Source organism: Parapedobacter pyrenivorans (assembly GCF_014636865.1).
GTDB classification, from domain to species: Bacteria; Bacteroidota; Bacteroidia; order Sphingobacteriales; family Sphingobacteriaceae; genus Parapedobacter; species Parapedobacter pyrenivorans.
In genome coordinates, this window is the sequence record NZ_BMER01000001.1 from 1087302 (window position 1) to 1108248 (window position 20947).

A 20947-nucleotide genomic window follows, 5' to 3' on the forward strand; every position below is an offset into this window, starting at 1 on the left:
CACGCCTTTCAGCTCTTTGCCTGCCTCGTCATGTGCTCCAGCTTATCCCAGAGCTCGTTGGGTATGGCTTCCAATCCACTGAATTGTCCGGCACCCTGCAGCCATTCGCCGCCGTCGATGGTGATGACTTCGCCATTGATGTATCCGGCAAAATCGGACAACAGGAAAGCGGCTAGGTTGGCGAGCTCTTGGTGGTCGCCCACGCGCTTGAGGGGCACGCGGTTTTTGAAATCGAATTGCTTGGCTAAATCACCGGGGAGCAGCCGCTCCCAAGCACCTTTGGTAGGGAACGGGCCTGGAGCAATGGCGTTGTTGCGGATGCCATATTTACCCCATTCTACGGCGAGTGAACGAGTGAGGGCCAGCACGCCGCCTTTTGCCGCGGCCGATGGTACGACATAAGCGGAGCCGGTAAAGGCGTAGGTAGTGACGATGCTCAATATCGTAGCGGGTTGCTGCTGGGCGATCCAGTGTTTGCCGAAAGTCAGCGTGCAATTGGCGGTTCCTTTCAATACGATATCGATAATGGTGGAAAACGCGTTGGCAGAAAGGCGCTCGGTAGGTGAGATAAAGTTGCCCGCAGCGTTGTTTAACAAGGCGTCTACCCGGCCAAACCGTTCCAGTGCCGCTGCCAGGAGCTGCTCGACCTGGGCGTTATCGCGCACATCGCAAGCGATAGCCTGCACTTGTCCCCCGGTGGCTTCCGCCATTTCCTTGGCTGCTTTTTCCAGCACGTCCAGCTTGCGGCTGGCGATGACTACGTGGGCGCCCAGTTGTAGGAAATAGGTGGCCATGGCCCTACCCAATCCGGTACCGCCACCGGTTACCACGATGGTTTTTCCTTGAAGCGCACCTTCGCGTAATGCACCTTGTACGGCGTTACCTGCTTCGTTGTTCGACATGGTTACTTTTTCAGGTTATCGATAATCGTTTTGAGGATGGCGCGGGTAGCCGGCGACCACCATTGTTTCAGTACGGCGTCGATGATTTCCGTTTGGTTGGCATCGAACGCAGCGATCAACTGCTGCCGCATATTACGCTTACTCTGCCGCCACGCATTCCGTTCGTATTGGGTATACTTCCTCAGCTGGCGCACTGCGGCCGTTCGGATGCTCCGCATATCCACCACTTCATCCACCAGTCCGGCTTCAAGTGCTTCGCGTGGTTTAAGCAACCTGCCTTCTAGCAAGAAGTGATAAGCCTTGGCTGCACCCAGCCAAAAGCGGTACAATTGGAAAATACTATCAGGCACGATAATTCCCACGGGGACTTCGTTGAGGCCAATGATGAAGTCCCCGTCGGCCATGACCCGGTAATCGCAGCAGATGGCCAATACGCAGCCACCTGCAGGGCTGTGCCCGCTGATTGCGGCAACCGCGGGCTTATCAAAAGCGACAAGCTTACGGATAACATCCATGAAAGTATGCCAGAAGCGACGCACTTCGTCCTCGCTGTAATCATATAATGCGATGAGATCTAATCCGGCACTGAAGAAGCCTTCGTTGCCATGTAGGAGGAGGCCCTCCACGGCTGGATTTTCCTGCGCATCGACGACCGCCTGCCCCAGCTCTTCGAGCATCTGTTGATCAATCGCATTCGATTTGCCACGGTCCAAATGGACATGCGCAATGCGATCTTCTATGGTTATTCTGATGAAACTCATTTTTTAGTATTTATTACGCACGGCTGCTTCTTGCTTTATGTGCTTGTCTGCAGTTACTTTACCTTAATGTAATACACGGCACGGCCCAAGCGGCCATCTACATCTAATCCTTCCACTACGATGCGGTAGGTGCCCGGCGTTTCGGCGGTGTAAAATTCGAATGAAGCCGCCCCGTCTTGGTTTGTAACGATATTGGGTGCCCAGTGAATGGTGGTCCGAAGATCTTTCATTCCGGCCAGTGAGTCTGCCGGCTTGCTATAGTCGGGCACATAGAATTCGCGTACTTCATAGTATCCCTGTGGGCTATGCGTGACGATACCTGGGGTATACAACTCCCTGTCGTAGCCTCCGCTGTCGCCACGCTTGGTTGTAATGATGAGCACCCCGCCCCCGCCCCTGCTTCCATAAATGGCGGTGTTGCCGACGCCCCGCAGCACTTCGATGGTCTCGACATCAAAGGGGTTGATCATGGAAAGTGCATCGGCTTCCATAAACATGCCGTCCAACACGATTTGCATCGGTTGGTTGAATGAGCGCGTCGAATACGGTACTCCATTGCGGAAAAGTACGCCTACGAGTCTGCCTTGTAAACACATAGCCAATGTTGCGCAGCCCATACTCAGGTCTTCGGCGGTAATAACCTGATCAGCGTTGCCCGCTCCGTTAAGGTTGCTTGAATGCCTTATCTTATCTTTTGTGGCGGCTTCGGTTACTTTCACCTCTTCCAATAAAATGGTCTTCTCCTTGAGGCCATATTTTTCTAGCTCTTCAAATTGCTGCTGGGTATTTTTGAGATAAGTGCTGATGGATTGGTTCACGTTAACGGTGGCATCGGGCGCATCTCGGTTGCGGGTCACCTGTTGCTTGGGCGCGTCATCAAGGACGACCTCTACATTTTTCCGGCCACGTTCATCGCGGGCCTGTACGACAAATTTGGTGTCGTCATAAAACAACAGCCGATCGAAATTGAACCGACCCTCTGTATCTGAGACCGTGTCTACGATCGCGGTAACGTCGCCGGTAGACAGGATGGTTACCGTGGCATTGGGCACCGGTGTCTTACGGTCACGCTTGGTAACCACACCGCTGATACGCAGGTCCTGTTCAGGCTGATAGGTGATCGCTGGGGTTCGGCCGGCCAAAAGGTCTCGCCAGTTTATCCGGCTCCATCCTTGCGTAAGCATGACATTATCCAGTTGCCTGCGCCGGGAGATATCGGTATCTTCAAAATAATAAGCAGGGGTCTCAATATATCCCTTTATATCCGAGCTGAGCAGCAGGCTTGCGTAGATGTTCGTCTCGCGGAGCCCGCTGTCCACAGGTACTTTGGTCACATCGATTACGGCGGCGGAAAGCGTCGCTATACGATTCGTATCTGCTTCCATACCCGCGGCAATCCTTACAGATACGCGCTGTTTGGGCCTATATGTTTCCTGATCTGTGGTTACTGTTAATGGTAATCCTGATTTTTCGTTGAAATTAAAGATGGTGCGTTCCGCCAGCGGCCTCATATCCGAGGCGAAAAGCGTCAATTGCACCACCCCGGCTGGAATAGGGTCTCGTGGAATGGAGAAAACCAGCTCTTTTTTCGATTGCTTACCTTTTGACGCATAGAAAACTGTTCCATTGCGCTGGAGCACTAATGTGACTTCCTGCCCATCGACCAAACTGTCAGAAGCAAAGGCCTGCACGAAAAGCTGCTTATCCAATTCATTATTGACCGCCAAGGCATAGCCGCTCGTCATCACCTCGGGGAGTTTGGTGTCCGCTTGGCTCTCATCGGCGTAGGTCACCTTTGCGAGGTAACTGCTTCCTGCCTGTGGGATAAAGCTGAAGTTGCCCATGCCCGCATATGTCGACTCAAAATCCGCAATTTGATTGCCATGCTGATCTTCCAGATAACCCTTTGCGGCAATACCTGTCCCTTCAGGGGCTAGGGCTTTAAACGCGACTTTGGTCAGGTTGCCAGCCACCAAGTGACCGCTCTCGGGAAAAAACTGGATGCTATTGGTATTAGACGTGGTTTTCAGTGGTATCGTTTTATTGATAGTGGGCTTTCCGGGAGCCAATAACGAAAGCTCCATTTTTCCCGTTTTGAGATTAAATGGCTGTTTGTTTACGAAATCGAACGCGATGCGGCCCGATTCATCTGTTTTTTCCCGGCCACGGCCGATGTTGCGCCCCTCCATGACGACCTGATAGTTCACCGCCATATCTGCCAAGGGCCCGCCTCTCAGGTCGGTAAATGTGATTTCGGTATTAACGGTATGTATCGGGGAATTTTCGTAGGAAAAAGAACTATGCGTAATAACATCGTCCGTACGGGCATTGCCTATGGGTAGCACGCGGTCGTAGAAGATATCGTTATCGAAATTACGCATCCAATTGGTGTAGGCACGGATTCGGTAGTTGCCCTCACGGAGCGAATCGGCCAGTTGAAAGTCGCCCATGGTTACCCCGGCGATGAGCGGCAACCTGATGGATTGTACGATTTCGTCTTCAGGGTCGATAAGGTCTACATATAAGATCTTGCTGAGGCCCGAAAGGTAATTGTATGCTCCAATGGTAACATAGCCTTTAAACCAAATATCGTCGCCTACGGTGTAATAAGGCTTATCAAGATGAAGATATACTTTTTCTTGGGGACGGTCATCGGCATAGCGCTGCAGCTTCGCTAAGACCCCGTCAATGGTGGTGTCCTGTGCGTATACAGCTGGCGTAGAAAGCCAAAGTATGAGCAAAATGGAAAGAAAGCGACACCCCTTCATCGACCAATAGTTTAAATTGGTGTAAACTGACAAATGATAACCAGTCTTTACAATGATTGGTTTTGCCAGTCTCTGATAGTGGTAAATATAGGTAAAAAAAATATCTTTGCAAGCTGAAACCTGCGAGGGCGGGTTTCGTGAAGTGCATAAAAAATTATCAACGAATGAATATCCTTATAGTTGGCTCGGGTGGACGGGAAAGTGCTTTCGCCTGGAAAATAGCGCAAAGCGACCGAATAACGCAACTGTACATTGCGCCAGGGAATGCCGGAACCAGTCGCTATGGTCAGAATGTGCCGATTGAGGTGACCGATTTCGAAGGGATAGCGGATTTTGTACGCCAGCATGCGGTAGCTATGGTGATCGTAGGGCCTGAAGAACCGTTGGTGAAGGGTATACACGACTATTTTCTCGACCGTGCGGACCTCCGGGAAATCCCGGTTATCGGTCCGCAGCAAAAGGGAGCCCAATTGGAAGGGAGTAAAGATTTCGCCAAGCAATTCATGGTGCGCCACGGTATCCCTACCGCTGCTTCAAGGTCATTTGACAAAGCGACACTGGCTGACGGATTGGCCTACCTGGAAACACAGCGGCTTCCTATCGTGCTCAAGGCCGACGGCCTGGCGGCCGGAAAAGGGGTACTGATCTGTACCGCTTTGGAGGAGGCTAAAGCCGAATTGACGGCCATGTTGGCGGATGCTAAATTCGGGAAAGCAAGCAGCAAGGTGGTGATTGAGGAATACCTGGCAGGTATTGAGTTGTCTGTTTTCGTGCTTACAGATGGCGACACCTATAAGGTCTTGCCTGCAGCCAAAGACTATAAGCGTATTGGAGAGGGCGATACTGGCCTCAACACCGGTGGCATGGGCTCGGTATCTCCGGTACCGTTTGCGGATAATGAATTCTTGGATAAGGTAGAGGAACGTATCATCGTCCCCACAATAGCCGGACTGAAAAAGGACAATATTCCCTACAAGGGATTTATTTTCATTGGCCTGATGAACGTAAACGGCGAGCCTTACGTGATTGAATATAACGTGCGCATGGGCGATCCCGAAACAGAGAGCGTGTTGCCGCGTATTGAAAGCGATCTCTTAGACCTGCTGGAAGGTGTGGCCCAAGGCAATCTTACCGATCGCTCCTTTACCCTCTCTTCAAAGACGGCGGCCACGGTGGTGTTGGTTTCGGGGGGATATCCCGGGGCTTATGAACCCGGCAAGGCCATTAGCAACATTGAAAATGTAAAGGATTCGATTGTATTCCATGCCGGCACGAATGAAGTTGATGGTGTTGTACAGACAGCCGGCGGCCGGGTATTGGCAGTCACCGCCCTGGAGGACACCATGTTTGAAGCTTTGCAGCAGGCTACGGCAGATGCAGGGCGTATTTATTTCGAAGGCAAATATTTTCGCAAGGATATCGGTTTTGACTTGATATAAAAATTCATCGATAGTTGTATCTAATCAAATAACGCTTATATTTGCAACCCGTAATTAATGATGGCCCGTTCGTCTAGGGGTTAGGACGCAAGATTTTCATTCTTGAAACAGGGGTTCGATTCCCCTACGGGCTACAGGGAAAGAGGTTGTCTAAAAAGACAGCCTCTTTTTTTATAGTAGGCTTTGGAAAGCCGGATAGATTTATGGACTTGGAAAGTGGCAGTGGCCACAAATGATGTCTTGGCGAATTGAGTGTTTGAAATTACTCCTATATTTACGGTGCGCAGCGATAGCGTTCGCGATGATAAGACATTACCTTTTATGAAGCCATACAGGAAATTACTAGCCATCATCTTTGCCGCAGTGGGCTGGTTTGCGGTCATCGCTCAATTTCTGCTGATGCTCAACAACAGTGTACTGCCCCTTGGGGAGAACATTGTGCGTTTTTTCAGTTTCTTTACGATTCTCACCAACATGCTCGTGGCATTGTTTTTTACGTTGCAGGCATGGGGCATCAAAAAATTCGACGGCGGAGCACTCACGGCGATTACGGTGTATATCACGATTGTGGGTCTGGTCTACCAGGTATTGCTCAGGCAACTTTGGACACCGACGGGTCTGCAGAAAGTAGTGGATGAACTGCTTCATTCTGTCATGCCGGTAGTGACGATAGGCTATTGGTACTGCTACGGGCATCGACACGGCGTTTTTTACAACCAAGTACCGAAATGGCTGGTATTTCCATTTCTTTATCTCGGCTATATTTTAGTCCGGGGATATTTTTCGGGCTTTTATCCGTATCCGTTTATGGATGTCGCTATGCTGGGGTTCCCTAAGGTGATCGGCAATGCTGCCGGCATGGTGGTCTTGTTTATCCTGGTATCATTTTTTTTCGTATACGTTGGCAGGAAGTTGAAAGAGGTTGGCTAAGCGTCGTCGGCAGGGCTATCTAGCGCCATAATCTGTTTTTTGTACGCCGTTGGCAACAATACATTTTTTAGCATCGATTTCAGCCGGATAGCCCGGCTGAGCTTATACGTATTCAACACGAGATCCGCAAAAGGGCTTTTGCCGAGGCCCAGCAGTTCGTTTACCGGTTGCGGTACCAGTCGCGCTTGGGCCTGTTTTAAGATACGGAATCTGAACCACCCGAGGTGCTTTCGGTATTGGCGGTAAAGGTCTTTGGTGAAATGACCATTCAGCAGGTTCGCGTGCAAACCAGCTGTTCTCATGAGTAGCCACTGATCGTAGTTGGAAGGCAAGCCGTTAAGTTGCATACGCAGTCCCACGCGGTGAAAAACATGAAATACAGATATCTTTTCGGCTATCGTTAATTTCCGTTCGAGCAACTCATAGGACCGTATGGAATAATCGATCAGCATGAATAGCACATCGCGGTAAGCCCAATCGGGTATGTTTTCGCCGCGTTGGGTTTCAACCTCCTTGTGGATAGCCGTGATCTTATCGATAGCACGTATGGCATGATCATGTTCGGCAAAGACAATCTGGCGTGCATAGGAAACGGTCGAAAATAGCCGCCTGAGGGGATCGGCAGGAAGGCGGCCCGTAAAGTAAAGCCAGTCGACTGCTTTGTTCAACGCAAATTCTGCTGCTGCCCCAGCAAAAATCAACAGGATGGTGTCTCCGTTTCCCCAGATCCTGCGGACTATAGAATCTTTGCTCACAAAATAGTTCATGCGTCTTTTCCTTTCCTATCAACCGGCTGTATCTTCCCATAGAACATTCTAAAAAATTTCTTCCGGCTCTTGCAAATTTAGAATTTATATTTAACTTTGAAAAAAAAAGTACTTTTTGAAATGAAAAAAGAAAAGGACTACGTCGGGGATATCGCTGCGATCCGTTCCATGATGGAGCGTACTTCGAAATTTCTATCGCTTTCGGGTTGGGCAGGTATTATGGCTGGTATTTATGCCCTGATGGGCGCTTATGTGGCCTACGTATACTTCGCTTTCGATCCCGATGAGGTAACCCAAGTGCCAAGTGATGAAGGTATTGTGCTGCCGAAGCTGATTGCCCTGGCTGTAGCTGTTTTGGTGTTGGCGATAGGAACAGCTATTTTCCTTTCTTATAAAAAGGCCGATAAGCGAGGTGAAAGGATATGGAATACGACATCCAGAAGATTGCTGATCAATATGTCGGTCCCATTAGTGGCAGGCGGAATACTTATCTTTGTGCTGATTTCAAAAGGTTTGATTGGCTTGGTCGCCCCCTTTACGCTCGTATTCTATGGCTTGGCACTGTATAATGCCGGTAACTTCACCTATGCCGAAGTGAGGATGCTGGGACTTATGGAGATTGTCTTGGGTCTGGTCGGCTTATGCTTCATTGGTTACGGCTTGCTTTGCTGGGCGATAGGTTTCGGGGTACTGCATATTATTTACGGCATTTATATCCATTACAGATACGAGCGGTGAAAATCTCCCTTGCTAGTTTACATAAAGCGTTCGAAAGCAGAATCAGGCTGGGTATCATGTCGGCACTGGCGGTCAATGATACGCTCGATTTCAATTCGCTGAAGGATTTTCTCGACGTAACTGATGGTAATTTGGCAAGCCACATCAAAGCGCTCGAAAAGGAAGCATTTATTGGCGTAAGCAAATCATTTGTGAATAGAAAGCCCAACACAAAATATTTCATTACGACAGCAGGTAAGAAAGCTTTTAACGACCACCTGAAAACATTGGAGCAACTAATTAAATCGCAGAAGCCATAAATTTTTTTCGGCCTTTACTTTGTATTTCAAAGTGCTTTAACACTAATATTCATCTGATTAATAACTAAAAAGACATCGTCATGACACCACTAAACATCAGCACACCGCTGCCCATCATGAAAGGAGAAATTCGTACGCATCTCCATGACCCCAAACAGCTCGAAAAGTTGTACCAAACCAATAAAGCATCTTTTAAACAGGCATTTGGCGTGCTGTATCCGGAAATCAAAGGAGACACACTTGCCGATTGCTGGTATGAACGACTAAACTACGAAAGCAATGAAATTTACTGGGGTTCGGCCAAGGAATTGATCGTTGTGATTATGGCTTCGCTTGTAGCGGGTTTGATCGTGAAACTGCCCGCTTTTTTCGATATCGATGAGGACTTTTTCTATCCCAGAAATATCGGTTTTATTGTATTCCCGCTGCTGACGACTTATTTTGCATGGAAGAATAGATTGTCAGCGTTGAAAATTACTTTTCTGGCTGCCGCTATGATAGGGAGCTTGGTTTTTATCAATTCCCTGCCCATCGTGGAGAAAAGCGATACCTTGATTTTATCATGCATTCATCTGCCCCTCTTTTTATGGTCTATGCTGGGATTTGCTTTTGTTGGTGGGGAAGGAAATAACGCGGACAGGCGGCTGGGTTTCCTGACCTATAATGGCGATTTGTTGGTTATGACAACACTCATCGTGATAGCAGGTGGTATCCTAAGCGGCATAACTATTGGACTTTTCTCATTGATCGGTCTCGACATCGAACAACTCTATATCGAGCATGTGGGCTTGATGGGGCTTGCTGCTGCACCTATCGTAGCAACTTACCTTACCCAATCCAATCCGCAGTTGGTGGGTAAAGTTTCGCCTGTAATAGCCCGGATATTCAGCCCATTGGTATTGGTGATGTTGGTGATTTATCTCGTGGCGATCGTCTATTCGGGAAAAAACCCATACAATGACCGGGAATTTTTACTGCTTTTCAACGTATTGCTGATCGGTGTCATAGCGATTATTTTCTTTTCGATTGCAGAAGCCGCTAAGACAACGAAAAGCCGTACGGAAATGGGAATCCTTTTCTTGCTATCCGTAATAACCATCGTAGTGAATGGCATTGCGCTTTCCGCCATTCTTTTCCGGATTTCGGAATGGGGAATTACACCCAATAGAGCCGCCGTGTTGGGCGCCAACGTATTGATTTTGGTGAACTTGCTATTGGTGGCCGTGCAGCTCTTCAGGGTACTTTCCAATAAAGTTACCGTAACCGCCGTGGGGAAAGCCATTGCCGTTTACTTGCCCGTCTACAGCATTTGGGCAATTATTGTGGTTTTTGTATTTCCATACGTATTCGGATTCAGATAAAATGCCAATCGGCAAACGTGCTTATTCGTGTCCGGTTAATTCGGTGACGGTTTTCGTCAAGCGCGGTACAGCCCTTATAAAGTCATGCACTGAAAGCTCGTATTTGGTTATCACCTTTATGCTGTGATTCATTTCTTTAACTTTAAAATGACAACGATGACAGCTATTGAAAGCCAGTTAGTACAACCGATCGAGTTCCTCCAAAAGATTGTTAGTAAAGGAGGGCCAGAACCGCACGAATATGATCAACTTACCCAGATTGCGGATAGGTTAGGCCGGGAACATAAAGCGGGTAATATTTCGGCGATCGATTTGAAGCTCATGCAGCAGGGTTTTGGCGATGAGTGCCTCTCGGCAACCCTTCATGGTCATTCCATCAGAAAGCCATATGGGTACGCAGGAGATTTTATGATTATCGACAAGATATATAGGGAGTATATAACGCCGGATGGACGCTTTGAAAAATGGGATAGATTTTGGCAAAACTGTGCTGCGACGCGGGCGGTTCGCAATAGGAAGGCTTATTTCGTCAAAACAATAGCAAACTGCCTTGAAAGGAAAGGGAGACTTGATCTCCTGAACGTGGCCAGTGGCCCTGCCCGGGATTTGGCGGATTTGTATGTACGGATCGGCAGGGGCCGCGTAAGCACCGTAAGTATTGAAGCTGATGGCCGTGCCATTACCTATGCAAAGGGGCTGAATAGTGGATTTGGGGAAGAAATCGACTTTGTGGAAAAGAATGTATTCCGGTACGAACCGAAGGATGTGTTTGATGTGGTTTGGAGCGCGGGTTTATTCGACTATTTCAATGATCGTGTATTCGTGAAGATGCTCAGAAAATTTGTAAGCTGGACGAAGCCAGGCGGCGAGGTGATCATCGGTAACTTCGGTACTTACAACCCCACGCGCGCCTTTATGGAACTTTTCGGCGATTGGTATTTACATCATCGCTCTGCGTCACAGCTGACCAGCCTCGCTGTGCAGGCCGGTGTCGAAAAACAGAATATCCGGATTGAAAACGAACCTGAAGGCGTTAATTTATTCCTACATGTCCGAGTATCGGGGATTCAATGAAGTCTTCACACACCGAAATACTCCTTTGCATTGTAGTAGCAGATGTCCTGAATCAGTTTTCCAGTCCATTGGATATCGTCGGGTAATAATCCCCGATTGATGTCGTCTGCAAAAAGATTGCAAAGCAATCGCCTGAAATATTCGTGCCGGGAGTAGGATAGAAAGCTCCGCGAATCCGTAAGCATCCCCACGAAGCAGCTGATTAACCCGATATTCGACAGGGTATTCAACTGTTGGGTCATTCCATCCAATTGATCCAGAAACCACCAACCTGAGCCGAATTGCATCTTACCTTTTACACCCTCTCCCTGAAAATTTCCCATCATGGCGGCAAACACCGCATTGTCTGCTGGATTGAGGTTATATACCACCGTTTTCGCTAAGCGGTCCTCCTCTTCCAATGCATTGAAAAAGCGCTGCATGCGTTGGGCCTGTTGGAAATCCCCGATGGAGTCGTAACCCGTGTCCGCACCAAGCTCGCGCAGCCTCCGGCTATTGGTATTGCGCAATGGACCCAAGTGGAATTGTTGCACCCAGCCTTTATCATGGTATAATTTACACAACTCGGAGAGCACAAGGTAGGTAAACGCCTCTTCATGTTCGGCTGCAAGGCGATCATCACCGCTGAGCACCTGCTTGAATACCTCGTCTAGCGAAACAGGTGACGTAATCGCCAATGGTAGATGATTTAGCCCATGGTCGGCAATGCGGCATCCATGGCTATGGAAATAATATAAACGATTCCATAGTGCATCCAGTAACGTATCCAGGTCGACAATCGCTACGCCGCTGCTTGCCTGCAGCTGCTCGATGTAGCGGCGGTAATCATCCCCTTTGCTGAGTTGGAAAACTTTGTCCGGTCGAAATGTTGGCCAGACCTTAGTCTCGAAGCCCGATTGGGCAATGGTTTGATGATGAACGAGGTTGTCGGTGGGATCGTCTGTTGTTCCGACCATTTCCACACCGAAATGCCGAAGCAAACCACGTGGGGAAAATTCAGGTGCCTGCAATTGGGTCAATGTGCCGTCGAAAATGGCATTCGCATTATCCGGACTTAGCAGTTCATTGATGCCGAATGGATTTTTGAGTTCCATGTGGGTCCAGTGGTGCAGGGGGTTGCGTAGCGTATACGGTACAGCTTCAGCCCATTTCTGGAATTTATCCCGGTCGTTGGCATCACCTGTGATGTATTTCTCGGGAATGCCCAAAGCCCGCTGTGCGCGCCATTTGTAATGATCGCCGGCAAGCCAGATGTGGGTAATGTTCCGGAAATTCTCATCTGCTGCAACGGCATCAGGAGGAAGGTGCGAATGATAGTCGATGATGGGTAGCTCCTTGGCGTAATCGTGGTAGAGCTTGATGGCGTACTGCGACTGCAATAAAAAATCGTCGTGAAGAAAATGGGCCATATCCGTTTCGATTAAAAGGGTATTTATTGTCTAATAATCCCCAGCTCCAATCCCCGCAATTCGGCCAATCCGCGTAGGCGGCCGATGGCGGAATAACCGGGCGCTGTGGTTTTGTTGAGGTCGTCAAGCATTTGATGACCATGGTCCGGGCGGAAAGGGATGGCATCTTCGCGCAGCTGGTTTTCCGCTACCAGCGCCTTCATCACAGCATACATATCAACGTCACCATCGAGGTGGTCGGCTTCAAAAAAATTGCCCTGTATGTCCTTTTTTACGTTACGGAGGTGTACAAAATAAACACGGTCCTTTACGGCTTCGAAAATTGCCGGCAGATCATTGGATACGCCCGCTCCCAATGATCCTGTACAGAAACAGATTCCATTGAATGGCTTGTCCACCCCGTGGAGGATATGCAAAAGGTCTTCTTTATTGCTGGCAATGCGCGGTAACCCGAGGATGGGATAAGGTGGGTCGTCAGGGTGGATCGTCATCCGGATACCATGCTCTTCACATACCTCCGCGATGGATGACAGGAACCAGATGAGGTTTTGACGCAGGCCGTCGAAACCGATGGCCGCATATTCACGGATACTTTCCCGTAATTCTTCCAGTTCGATGCTCCGTTCACCAGGTATGCCCATCAGGATATTGGTGTTGAGCAATTCAATTGCTTGGGGGGTATATGCTTGGTGTCTTTTTTTGGCTTCCACTTTGATTTCTTCAGGGTAGTCCTCTTCTGCCCCCTCCCTCTTGAGGATGAAAAGGTCGAATGCTGCCAAATCATTCCAGTTAAAATAAAGCGCTTTGGAGCCGTCCTTCATTTCCAGATCGAGCTGAGTACGCGTCCAATCCAATACCGGCATGAAATTATAGCAAACGGTTTTGATTCCCCCCAGCGCTAGATTTCGAAGACTTTGCCGGTAGTTCTCGAGATAGTGCTGCGCGTCGGACCGTCGTGTCTTGATCGCTTCATGCACCGGTACGCTTTCGACCACGCTCCACGTAAGCCCCGCATCTTCGATGAGGCCTTTACGTTCGAGGATATCTTCCAAAGGCCACACGGCCCCGTGGGGGATATGATGTAGTGCCGTTACGATTCCGGTAGCCCCTGCTTGTTTGATATCCTGCAGGGAAACGGTGTCGGCAGGGCCATACCACCGCCATGTTTGTTCAAGTTTTTTTGTCATCTGTGTTTTTTTGATTGTTAGCGCTATGCTTACCTTTCATCCGTATTCCCTGCTCATTAACCTTATCCGTTCATTCGTTTGCTTTACCCCATCCTAGTTTGCCGCCTCCTTCACACCCCGCTCCACGCGTTGAACCCACCATCCACCAAAATGGTCTCGCCCGAAATAAAGCCCGACGCATCGCTGAGCAGGAAAATCAATGCCCCGGTAAGCTCTTTTGGACTGCCCAGTCGCCCGAAGGCTGTATTGTTGACAAAACGTTGGGCCCGGTCTGTATATGACCCGTTGGGATTGGTAAGCAACGACCGGTTTTGCTCGGTGAGAAACACGCCGGGGGCAATGGCATTGACCCGCACGTTATCACCATAGCGCTGTGCCAGCTCTACCGCCATCCATTTGGTATATCCCTCAATCGCACATTTGGCCATATTGTAGCCCATTACACGGGTAATTGCCTGCTGCGCTGCTAGTGAAGAGATATTCACAATAGATCCCTTTCCCTTCTCGGCGATTACCCGCCCAAAAACATGTGTAGGAATCACAGTACCGAAGAGATTGAGCTCTACGGCCTTCTGTGTATCGGCAATGTTGGTGTCAAAAAGGTTTTGTTCAGGAGCTATTGTAGCCCCCGGAATATTGCCCCCTGCAGCATTCACCAAACCGTCTATCGTGCCCCAGGCATCCAGTATTTCATCTTGAGCGCGGTGTACGGCTTGTTCATCCAATACATCGGTAATGACAGCAATCGCTTCGCCGCCGTTTGATTTGATAGCGGCTACCCGGGCCTCGGCTCGCTCCCGGTTTCTTCCCAATACCGCCACCTTGGCTCCTGCAGCCGCAGTTGCGAGTGCAAACGACTCGCCTAATACCCCAGTGGCACCGGTAATCACAATCACTTTGTCGGCTAATGAAAACTGTTCTATTCCATCCATAACTATTACAATAGGGTTTATATTGTGTTTTAAGCCCCAATATTAGTCAAAAATGGAATTATTAGGAGTACCTTTCTGGATAAATATTAACGAAAACGTTGTAGCGCATTTTTTGAACTGCCCGGTAAAGATGTTCATTTACAAAAATTTAACAATTTTATTTTAAGATGTCGTTTTAAAGCGATACTTTTGCATCCCCAACATTCGAAGGGCTTATGTATTGAAAAATAATTAATTACAAAAATTATAGATATGACTAAGGCAGAAATTATCGCAGAAATCGCTAACAAAACAGGGTTAGAGAAAGTAGATGTTCAAGAAACGGTAGAGGCTTTTTTCAAGGTTGTAAAAAATGCGATGGTTGGGGGCGAGAATGTCTACGTAAGAGGTTTCGGTAGTTTTGTAGTGAAAAAGAGAGCTGAAAAGACTGCGCGCAATATTTCAAAGAATACCGCTATCATTATCCCAGCACACTATGTGCCAACCTTCAAGCCGGCCAAAACCTTTGTTGAAAAGGTGAAGTCTGGCAACAAATAATTTTTTTTGTACCCAAGCTGGTAATACAATCCACACATGCAGCAGAGGACCAAACAGGTAGTCGCCGTTACATCCATAGTCATACTTATGGGGTTTCTATTGGCGCAGCCTATTAAGGGTTTGGTCAATGAAGAGAAGGCAGGTGCGGCCGCTGGCGCTAATGCCGGTCCTCAAATTACACTTGAATCCGTTTCGCAACAAGCCAAGCAAGGACTCAACGCAAGTATTATCAAGGAAATTTCGGATATTGAAGCGCAATTGCAGCGTGCCGCCGATTCAGAAAAGGCAAGTGTATTGCAACAACTTGCAACCAAATGGGATGACGTGAATAGGCCTGCCCCGCTTGGATTTGTGTATGAAGAATTGGCGAAGCTCGATGACCAGTTTGATCATTGGCTCAAAGCGGGCGACGCATACCGCGCAGCCTATACCAACCTGCAAGACACATTGATGGCCCGCGCACTTAATGGGTATGCAATCAACGCATATGAAAAGGCGTTGGAACGGAATGCGGCAAGTTTGGATGCAAAGACGGGATTGGGCAGCGCATATGTAAGTGGTACGAACAATCCCATGGCAGGAATCTCCCTCCTTCAGGAGGTTGTCAAAGCCGATCCCGATCATGTTGAGGCTAACAAAAGCCTGGGCTTGTTTTCGATGCAGTCACGCCAGTTTGACCGCGCTATCGACCGGTTCAAAACGGTTGTTTCTTTACAGCCAGACGCCGAGTCCTATTTTTATCTGGCAACGAGTTATGAAAACATTGGGTTGAAACACGAAGCGATAGCTGCTTTTGAAAAAAGCAGGGATTTAGCTGCTGATCCAACCCTCACTCAGTTTATCAATCGTAAGATCGATGAGTTGAGTAAATAATCATTTTAATTTATTCATTTAAAAAAATTTTTAAGCTATGCCAAGCGGAAAGAAAAGAAAAAGACACAAGATGGCTACCCACAAGCGTAAGAAACGTTTAAGAAAAAACAGGCACAAGAAAAAATAATCAGCCTGTCTAACATAAACCCGCTTCTGGGATGGGGTATATAAACGAGCGTGATTTCACAATAGAACTCTGCCCTAATAGCGCTTCCAGAAGGATAAGGGATGTTGATTAAACGTATTTTATTGTTTCATTCAGAGCAGGTGGTTGCCGTAGCATAAAGCACGTAAAAAAGCAGCAAAAAATGCTGTTTCCAACAATTGCCTGCTTTGCAAAAGAAGTAGCTGTTGGTAAAGGAGTTAATTATCGATTCGACTCCCGAAAGAGGGGTCACTATCGCTTTACTTCAGGACAAACAGCTTGTAGAGCTCAACAAGGAACAAGCAAACAACAACTACGCCGTTGGGGATATCTATTTAGGCAGGATAAAGAAAATCATGCCTGGCCTTAACGCGGCATTTGTAGATGTTGGATATTCGAAAGATGCTTTCTTGCACTATCTGGATTTGGGTCCTCAGGTGCAATCGCTCATCAAGCTTACCAAATTAGTAAAGAATGGCAGTTACAAAGAGAAACTGCTCGATAGTTTAAAATTAGAAAAAGACATCAACAAAGCCGGCAAGATATCTGAGGTATTGACCCGTAATATGTTGTTGCCCGTGCAGATAGCCAAGGAACCCATTTCTACCAAGGGACCACGGCTAAGTTCGGATTTGTCTATTGCTGGTAGGTACGTTGTATTGGTGCCTTTTTCGAGCGCAGTATCCATTTCTAAACGAATCAAAGGCAATGCCGAACGCAATCGGCTCAAGAAGATTGTGGAAAGCATTAAACCGAGCAATTTCGGTGTCATTATTCGAACGGTTTCGGAGGGTAAGGGCGTCGCTGAACTGCAGAAGGATTTGTTGGATCTCATTGCCAAGTGGGAGGTGTTGACCAGCCGCTTGCGATCGGCAGAACCCTCGCAGAAAGTACTCGGTGAAATGGATCGGACCTCAACCATTTTGCGCGATATCCTCACCGATGAGTTTTCGCATATCTATGTGAATGAGCAAGCCATCTACGAAGAGACCCGCTCCTATGTGCAGGAAATCTCACCTGATTTAGAGAAGATCGTTAAGCTTTATAAGCACAAGGAACATATATTTGAGCACTTCGGCGTTGAACGTCAGATTAAAGCTGCCTTTGGAAAGACGGTAAATCTACACGGCGGCGCGTACTTGGTAATCGAACACACCGAGGCATTGCATGTCATCGATGTCAATAGCGGCAATCGGACAGCCAATAAAGAAAACCAAGAAGAAAACGCGCTGCAGGTAAACATGGAAGCGGCCAAGGAAATAGCCAGACAACTGCGCTTACGAGATATGGGCGGCATTGTGGTCATCGATTTTATCGATATGCACAAACCGACCAACCGCAAAGAACTGTATGCTTACCTTAAGCAATGCATGGCAACAGACCGGGCGCGGCATACTATACTTCCGCCGAGTAAGTTTGGCTTGGTACAAATCACCCGGCAGCGTGTACGGCCGGAAATGACTATTGTGACCAATGAGAAATGCCCAGCGTGTGACGGTACCGGGGAAATACGGTCGAGCATCGTATTGATGGACGACATCGAAAATAACCTGGGATTCATCTTGCAGGAACAAAACGAAAAAGACATCACCTTGTGCGTGCACCCATACATCTATGCCTATATTAAATCAGGGTTTATTTCGCGGCGAGTGAAGTGGTATTTTAAGTTTGGCCGCTGGATTAAAGTAAAGCCGGTATCTTCGTATTACCTTACCGAGTTCCATTTCTTCAATGGTAAGGAAGTGGAGATAAAATTATAACGCATTTAAGATCTCATTCGTCCTATCGTTGGTTGTTCCATTGGACAACCAGCGAATTTTGAATCCATCTTTTTCCATTTTGCGGAAATAAGTCATCTGCCGCTTGGCAAAACGATGTATTTCGGTGTTGAGGCGGGAGAAAAGCGACTGATAGTCGAGCTCGCCCAACAGGTATCGGGTGATGTATTTATATTCCAACCCGTAGTAAATGAGCTTTTCTGGCGATATCCCATTTTCCAATAAGCCCTTCACTTCTTCAATAAGCCCCTCGTCAAGTCGCTGAACGAGCCGTTCGGTAATTTTCCGCCTTCGTTCTTCAACCGGAGGATCGATACCAAAAAGGATTGCCTTTACCGGAGGGTAACGGGTAGGTGGCAGGGGTTGATGGCTGCACCAATCCGCAATTTCAATTGCCCGGATAAGCCGTTTTTTGGTGCTGGTATCCGGTTTGAAATCCGCGGGGATGGTCAGACTCCCCAACTCCTGGGTTAAGGCATCCTTGGATAGCGGATCGAGTGAATGACGAAGCGTATTGTTCACGGGCACCATACTGTAGTCAAGTCCCTGCAATACCGATTGGATGTACAATCCTGTTCCCCCGCACAGTATAGCTCGCTTTCCTTCGTGTTGAATGGTCGTCAGCGCATGGTGGAAATCTTCCCGGTATTGGGCTACATGGTAGCGTTCTCCAGCCTCCAGTATATCGATGAGATAGTAAGGGATATCGCCATAGCTATCGAGGTCCTTGCCGGTACCGAGGTCCATACGCCGGTATACCTGCCGCGAGTCTGCACTGATCACGGCGGCATGGATTCGTTTGGCTACCGCTACGGCCAGCTCGGTCTTTCCAGAGGCAGTCGGACCGAGGATAACAAGGAGGGGATGGTTATCTTCCATGGGAAGAAGGAACCTCTCGGGTTGCATAGCAGCCCGCTACCGGGCCACCCGAGAGGTTCAATGTTGACTTATTTTAAACGACAAATTTTGTCCATTTCTCGGCGCCTTCGCTACTGGCCACGACGTTATCGATGAACGCCATGCCTCGTACACCTTCGTCTACCTGTGGGAAATCGAGCATCTCGGGAGTAGGCGTTTCGCCGTTGAGCTTGGCCGATACCGTAAGCGCGAAATTGCGATAGATGTTGCCAAACGCTTCCAAAAGCCCCTCTGGATGGCCCGAAGGAATGCGGGTATTATGGGTTGCAAAAGAGCTGAGCGTATAGGGTGCTTGATAGCCGTTGCCTGTGCGAATGTACTGACGGGGTTGGTCAAGTAGTTTCAAGATCAGGTTGTTCGGGTCTTCCTGGGCCCAATCGATTCCACCCTTTTCGCCGTATACCCGAATGCGAAGCGCATTTTCCTCTCCTGCGGATATCTGTGATGCGATCAGGACTCCCCTTGCACCATTGTCAAAACGCAACAACACGTTACCATCGTCGTCCAACATCCTGCCTTCAACCAACGTAGACAGGTCAGCGCAGAGCTCGCTAATCTGTAGGCCGGTTACGTATTCGGCCAAATGCGCGGCATGTGTACCAATATCACCCATTGAACCGCTTTTGCCTGACTTCTTGGGGTCTGTGCGCCACGCAGCTTGTGCATTTCCTTCCCGTTCGGAGAGCCGGCTCAACCATCCTTGCGGATACTCGACCACGATTTTCCTGACTTTGCCGATTACGCCGTCTTTTATCATCGCCTTGGCCTGTTTAACCATCGGATAACCGCTGTAGGTGTGGGTGAGGCATAATAGCTTACCGGTGCGCTCCACAATTGCTTTGAGTTCCTTGGCTTCCTCCAACGTGAACGTCATCGGCTTTTCAATGACCACATGGAAACCACTCTCCAATGCCAGTTTCGCCGGGGCATAATGGACAAAATTAGGTGTCACAATGGTGACAAAATCCATGCGCTCATCTTCGGGGAGCAGGCGCTCCTTCTCCATCATTTCCTCGTAGGTCAGGTATATGCGGTTTTCCGGAATGAAAAGTGCTTTGCCAGATTCCTGAGCTATTTCCGGGTTGATGCTAAACGCACCGCACACCAACTCTACCAAGCCATCCATGTTGGCTGCAATACGGTGCACTGCGCCGATGAAGGCGTCTTTGCCTCCTCCAACCATGCCCATGCGAAGTTTTCTGTTCATCTGTTTTGTTGCTTTAAAAATTTATAGGCCAATAAAATCTGCCCGAATATACTAAAAATCTGCTATTGCATCGGGGCAGAAGGCATTACGCTTTCACCAGCTTGATGCTGCCGCTATTGTAGACAGGCGTATAACCCGATTTTACCCGTCCGTCGGTTGATTTTTGGACGATCTCCACGGGCAGCGTACTTTCGTAATACCGTTTCGTTGTACGTTTGTCTACCCAAAAGATCTGGGGTTCAATTTCTCCGACAATGGTAAAGCCTGTTTTGCGATAGCTGCTGCCATCAGACCAATCCTTATCGGCATAGGTCATGATATCTCCCGGTTCGAAATCCCGCTCGAAGGCATCCAGCAGCTTGCTGAAACCACCCACCACGTGTAGTCCTTGTTTGTGGCAAAACCGGAGCAATTCAAACGAGCGGTAATCCGCCGGTTTATTCTCCATCTGCCTGCCGCCGCTGAAGACCGCCGCTGCCACCAGTTCCCCTTCATGAAACAAACCATAGCGGTACTTGCCGGGCAACGCTACCTGTAGATGGTGCTCCTGTTGGAAAGCCATTGCAACGGGTTTTTCGATACGTGCCACCACGGTATTCCGTGCGTGGATACGTTGTGCCTTTCCCGCTAAAGCGGCAATGCGGTTGAGTAGAAGATCCGGTTTGGTAATCCAAAGATCCTCATCGATATGGATAACGCGACTATCGCTAGCTATCGGCACGCGTTTCTTGGAATCACAACGGTAATATACGACTTGGATACTATCCGGACTTGTATACAATAAACATGCAGTTTCTGACAATGCTTTTAAAGCAAATTCGGTATGCAACTTCTTTTGCAAATCCGTAAGAAACCTGTAGAAGGCGCTGTTGACATTAAACATGGAAGACAGGTAAATGAATACAAAAATCACAAAATTTTC

At 48.4% G+C, this 20947-nt stretch carries 19 protein-coding genes and 1 tRNA gene; 10 read left to right on the forward strand and 10 right to left on the reverse strand.

Annotated elements, in window-relative coordinates:
• Positions 1-8 precede the first annotated feature (8 nt).
• Genes IEV98_RS04260 through IEV98_RS04270 form a run of 3 tightly spaced genes read right to left on the reverse strand, consistent with a single transcriptional unit; the run spans position 9 to position 4431 of the window.
• A complete protein-coding gene (locus tag IEV98_RS04260) occupies positions 9-902 on the reverse strand; it encodes an SDR family oxidoreductase (RefSeq protein ID WP_188504659.1) in 894 nt (297 codons plus the stop codon).
• 2 nt (positions 903-904) lie between these two features.
• Positions 905-1663: an enoyl-CoA hydratase/isomerase family protein gene (locus IEV98_RS04265; RefSeq protein WP_188504660.1), complete on the reverse strand. Its 759-nt coding sequence runs from the start codon at positions 1661-1663 to the stop codon at positions 905-907.
• A gap of 53 nt (positions 1664-1716) precedes the next feature.
• Positions 1717-4431: a TonB-dependent receptor plug domain-containing protein gene (locus tag IEV98_RS04270; RefSeq protein ID WP_188504661.1), complete on the reverse strand. Its 2715-nt coding sequence runs from the start codon at positions 4429-4431 to the stop codon at positions 1717-1719.
• A 164-nt stretch (positions 4432-4595) separates the two neighbouring features.
• Between IEV98_RS04270 and purD the strand changes: the two genes are divergently transcribed.
• From purD to IEV98_RS04285, 3 genes are all read left to right on the forward strand, one after another.
• The gene (purD, locus tag IEV98_RS04275) at positions 4596-5870 is read left to right on the forward strand and encodes a phosphoribosylamine--glycine ligase (RefSeq protein ID WP_188504662.1); all 1275 of its coding nucleotides are present in this window, start codon (positions 4596-4598) and stop codon (positions 5868-5870) included.
• A gap of 62 nt (positions 5871-5932) precedes the next feature.
• Positions 5933-6004, forward strand: a tRNA-Glu gene (locus tag IEV98_RS04280).
• 187 nt (positions 6005-6191) lie between these two features.
• A complete protein-coding gene (locus IEV98_RS04285; RefSeq protein ID WP_188504663.1) occupies positions 6192-6800 on the forward strand; it encodes a Pr6Pr family membrane protein in 609 nt (202 codons plus the stop codon).
• Here IEV98_RS04285 and IEV98_RS04290 read toward each other — a convergent pair.
• Positions 6797-7567, reverse strand: a complete 771-nt coding sequence (locus tag IEV98_RS04290) for an oxygenase MpaB family protein (RefSeq protein ID WP_188504664.1) — start codon at positions 7565-7567, stop codon at positions 6797-6799. The genes IEV98_RS04285 and IEV98_RS04290 overlap by 4 nt on opposite strands.
• A gap of 120 nt (positions 7568-7687) precedes the next feature.
• On the opposite strand from IEV98_RS04290, the gene IEV98_RS04295 reads away from it, so the two are divergent.
• From IEV98_RS04295 to IEV98_RS04310, 4 genes are all read left to right on the forward strand, one after another.
• On the forward strand, positions 7688-8305 hold the full coding sequence (locus IEV98_RS04295) for a hypothetical protein (protein WP_188504665.1): 618 nt from the start codon (positions 7688-7690) through the stop codon (positions 8303-8305).
• The gene (locus IEV98_RS04300; RefSeq protein WP_188504666.1) at positions 8302-8604 is read left to right on the forward strand and encodes a winged helix-turn-helix domain-containing protein; all 303 of its coding nucleotides are present in this window, start codon (positions 8302-8304) and stop codon (positions 8602-8604) included. Before IEV98_RS04295 ends, IEV98_RS04300 begins: the two co-directional genes overlap by 4 nt.
• 80 nt (positions 8605-8684) lie before the next feature.
• Entirely contained in the window at positions 8685-9965 is a 1281-nt protein-coding gene (locus tag IEV98_RS04305; RefSeq protein WP_229738563.1) for a hypothetical protein, read from the forward strand.
• A 156-nt stretch (positions 9966-10121) separates the two neighbouring features.
• On the forward strand, positions 10122-11039 hold the full coding sequence (locus IEV98_RS04310; protein ID WP_188504667.1) for a class I SAM-dependent methyltransferase: 918 nt from the start codon (positions 10122-10124) through the stop codon (positions 11037-11039).
• A 5-nt stretch (positions 11040-11044) separates the two neighbouring features.
• Here the strand turns inward: IEV98_RS04310 and uxaC are convergent, their stop codons facing one another.
• The 3 genes from uxaC to IEV98_RS04325 form a co-directional block, all read right to left on the reverse strand.
• Entirely contained in the window at positions 11045-12448 is a 1404-nt protein-coding gene (uxaC, locus tag IEV98_RS04315; RefSeq protein ID WP_188504668.1) for a glucuronate isomerase, read from the reverse strand.
• Between the two features lie 23 nt (positions 12449-12471).
• Positions 12472-13635: a mannonate dehydratase gene (uxuA, locus tag IEV98_RS04320; RefSeq protein ID WP_188504669.1), complete on the reverse strand. Its 1164-nt coding sequence runs from the start codon at positions 13633-13635 to the stop codon at positions 12472-12474.
• 110 nt (positions 13636-13745) lie between these two features.
• On the reverse strand, positions 13746-14567 hold the full coding sequence (locus IEV98_RS04325; RefSeq protein WP_188504670.1) for an SDR family oxidoreductase: 822 nt from the start codon (positions 14565-14567) through the stop codon (positions 13746-13748).
• A 252-nt stretch (positions 14568-14819) separates the two neighbouring features.
• Here IEV98_RS04325 and IEV98_RS04330 point away from each other — a divergent pair, with 252 nt between their 5' ends.
• From IEV98_RS04330 to IEV98_RS04340, 3 genes are all read left to right on the forward strand, one after another.
• The gene (locus IEV98_RS04330; RefSeq protein WP_188504671.1) at positions 14820-15104 is read left to right on the forward strand and encodes an HU family DNA-binding protein; all 285 of its coding nucleotides are present in this window, start codon (positions 14820-14822) and stop codon (positions 15102-15104) included.
• Between the two features lie 36 nt (positions 15105-15140).
• Positions 15141-15977, forward strand: coding sequence for a tetratricopeptide repeat protein (locus IEV98_RS04335; RefSeq protein ID WP_188504672.1), 837 nt, complete (start codon positions 15141-15143; stop codon positions 15975-15977).
• Positions 15978-16328: 351 nt separating this feature from the next.
• Complete coding sequence (locus IEV98_RS04340) at positions 16329-17882, forward strand: Rne/Rng family ribonuclease (protein WP_188504673.1); 1554 nt, start codon at positions 16329-16331, stop codon at positions 17880-17882.
• Here IEV98_RS04340 and miaA read toward each other — a convergent pair.
• The 3 genes from miaA to IEV98_RS04355 form a co-directional block, all read right to left on the reverse strand.
• A complete protein-coding gene (gene miaA / locus IEV98_RS04345; RefSeq protein ID WP_229738564.1) occupies positions 17877-18806 on the reverse strand; it encodes a tRNA (adenosine(37)-N6)-dimethylallyltransferase MiaA in 930 nt (309 codons plus the stop codon). The two genes, IEV98_RS04340 and miaA, sit on opposite strands and share 6 nt — an antisense overlap.
• Before the next feature lie 46 nt (positions 18807-18852).
• Complete coding sequence (locus IEV98_RS04350; protein ID WP_188504674.1) at positions 18853-20025, reverse strand: Gfo/Idh/MocA family protein; 1173 nt, start codon at positions 20023-20025, stop codon at positions 18853-18855.
• 85 nt (positions 20026-20110) lie between these two features.
• A complete protein-coding gene (locus tag IEV98_RS04355) occupies positions 20111-20908 on the reverse strand; it encodes a hypothetical protein (RefSeq protein WP_188504675.1) in 798 nt (265 codons plus the stop codon).
• Positions 20909-20947 lie beyond the last annotated feature (39 nt).

Coding starts and splice junctions, on each gene's coding strand:
- purD (WP_188504662.1), top strand. CDS start 4,596: ATGAATATCCTTATAGTTGGCTCGGGTGGACGGGAAAGTGCTTTCGCC.
- IEV98_RS04295 (WP_188504665.1), top strand. CDS start 7,688: ATGAAAAAAGAAAAGGACTACGTCGGGGATATCGCTGCGATCCGTTCC.
- IEV98_RS04270 (WP_188504661.1), bottom strand. CDS start 4,431: ATGAAGGGGTGTCGCTTTCTTTCCATTTTGCTCATACTTTGGCTTTCT.
- IEV98_RS04265 (WP_188504660.1), bottom strand. CDS start 1,663: ATGAGTTTCATCAGAATAACCATAGAAGATCGCATTGCGCATGTCCAT.
- uxaC (WP_188504668.1), bottom strand. CDS start 12,448: ATGGCCCATTTTCTTCACGACGATTTTTTATTGCAGTCGCAGTACGCC.
- IEV98_RS04355 (WP_188504675.1), bottom strand. CDS start 20,908: ATGTTTAATGTCAACAGCGCCTTCTACAGGTTTCTTACGGATTTGCAA.
- miaA (WP_229738564.1), bottom strand. CDS start 18,806: ATGCAACCCGAGAGGTTCCTTCTTCCCATGGAAGATAACCATCCCCTC.
- IEV98_RS04260 (WP_188504659.1), bottom strand. CDS start 902: ATGTCGAACAACGAAGCAGGTAACGCCGTACAAGGTGCATTACGCGAA.
- IEV98_RS04290 (WP_188504664.1), bottom strand. CDS start 7,567: ATGAACTATTTTGTGAGCAAAGATTCTATAGTCCGCAGGATCTGGGGA.
- IEV98_RS04305 (WP_229738563.1), top strand. CDS start 8,685: ATGACACCACTAAACATCAGCACACCGCTGCCCATCATGAAAGGAGAA.
- IEV98_RS04325 (WP_188504670.1), bottom strand. CDS start 14,567: ATGGATGGAATAGAACAGTTTTCATTAGCCGACAAAGTGATTGTGATT.
- IEV98_RS04330 (WP_188504671.1), top strand. CDS start 14,820: ATGACTAAGGCAGAAATTATCGCAGAAATCGCTAACAAAACAGGGTTA.
- IEV98_RS04335 (WP_188504672.1), top strand. CDS start 15,141: ATGCAGCAGAGGACCAAACAGGTAGTCGCCGTTACATCCATAGTCATA.
- IEV98_RS04310 (WP_188504667.1), top strand. CDS start 10,122: ATGACAGCTATTGAAAGCCAGTTAGTACAACCGATCGAGTTCCTCCAA.
- uxuA (WP_188504669.1), bottom strand. CDS start 13,635: ATGACAAAAAAACTTGAACAAACATGGCGGTGGTATGGCCCTGCCGAC.
- IEV98_RS04350 (WP_188504674.1), bottom strand. CDS start 20,025: ATGAACAGAAAACTTCGCATGGGCATGGTTGGAGGAGGCAAAGACGCC.
- IEV98_RS04285 (WP_188504663.1), top strand. CDS start 6,192: ATGAAGCCATACAGGAAATTACTAGCCATCATCTTTGCCGCAGTGGGC.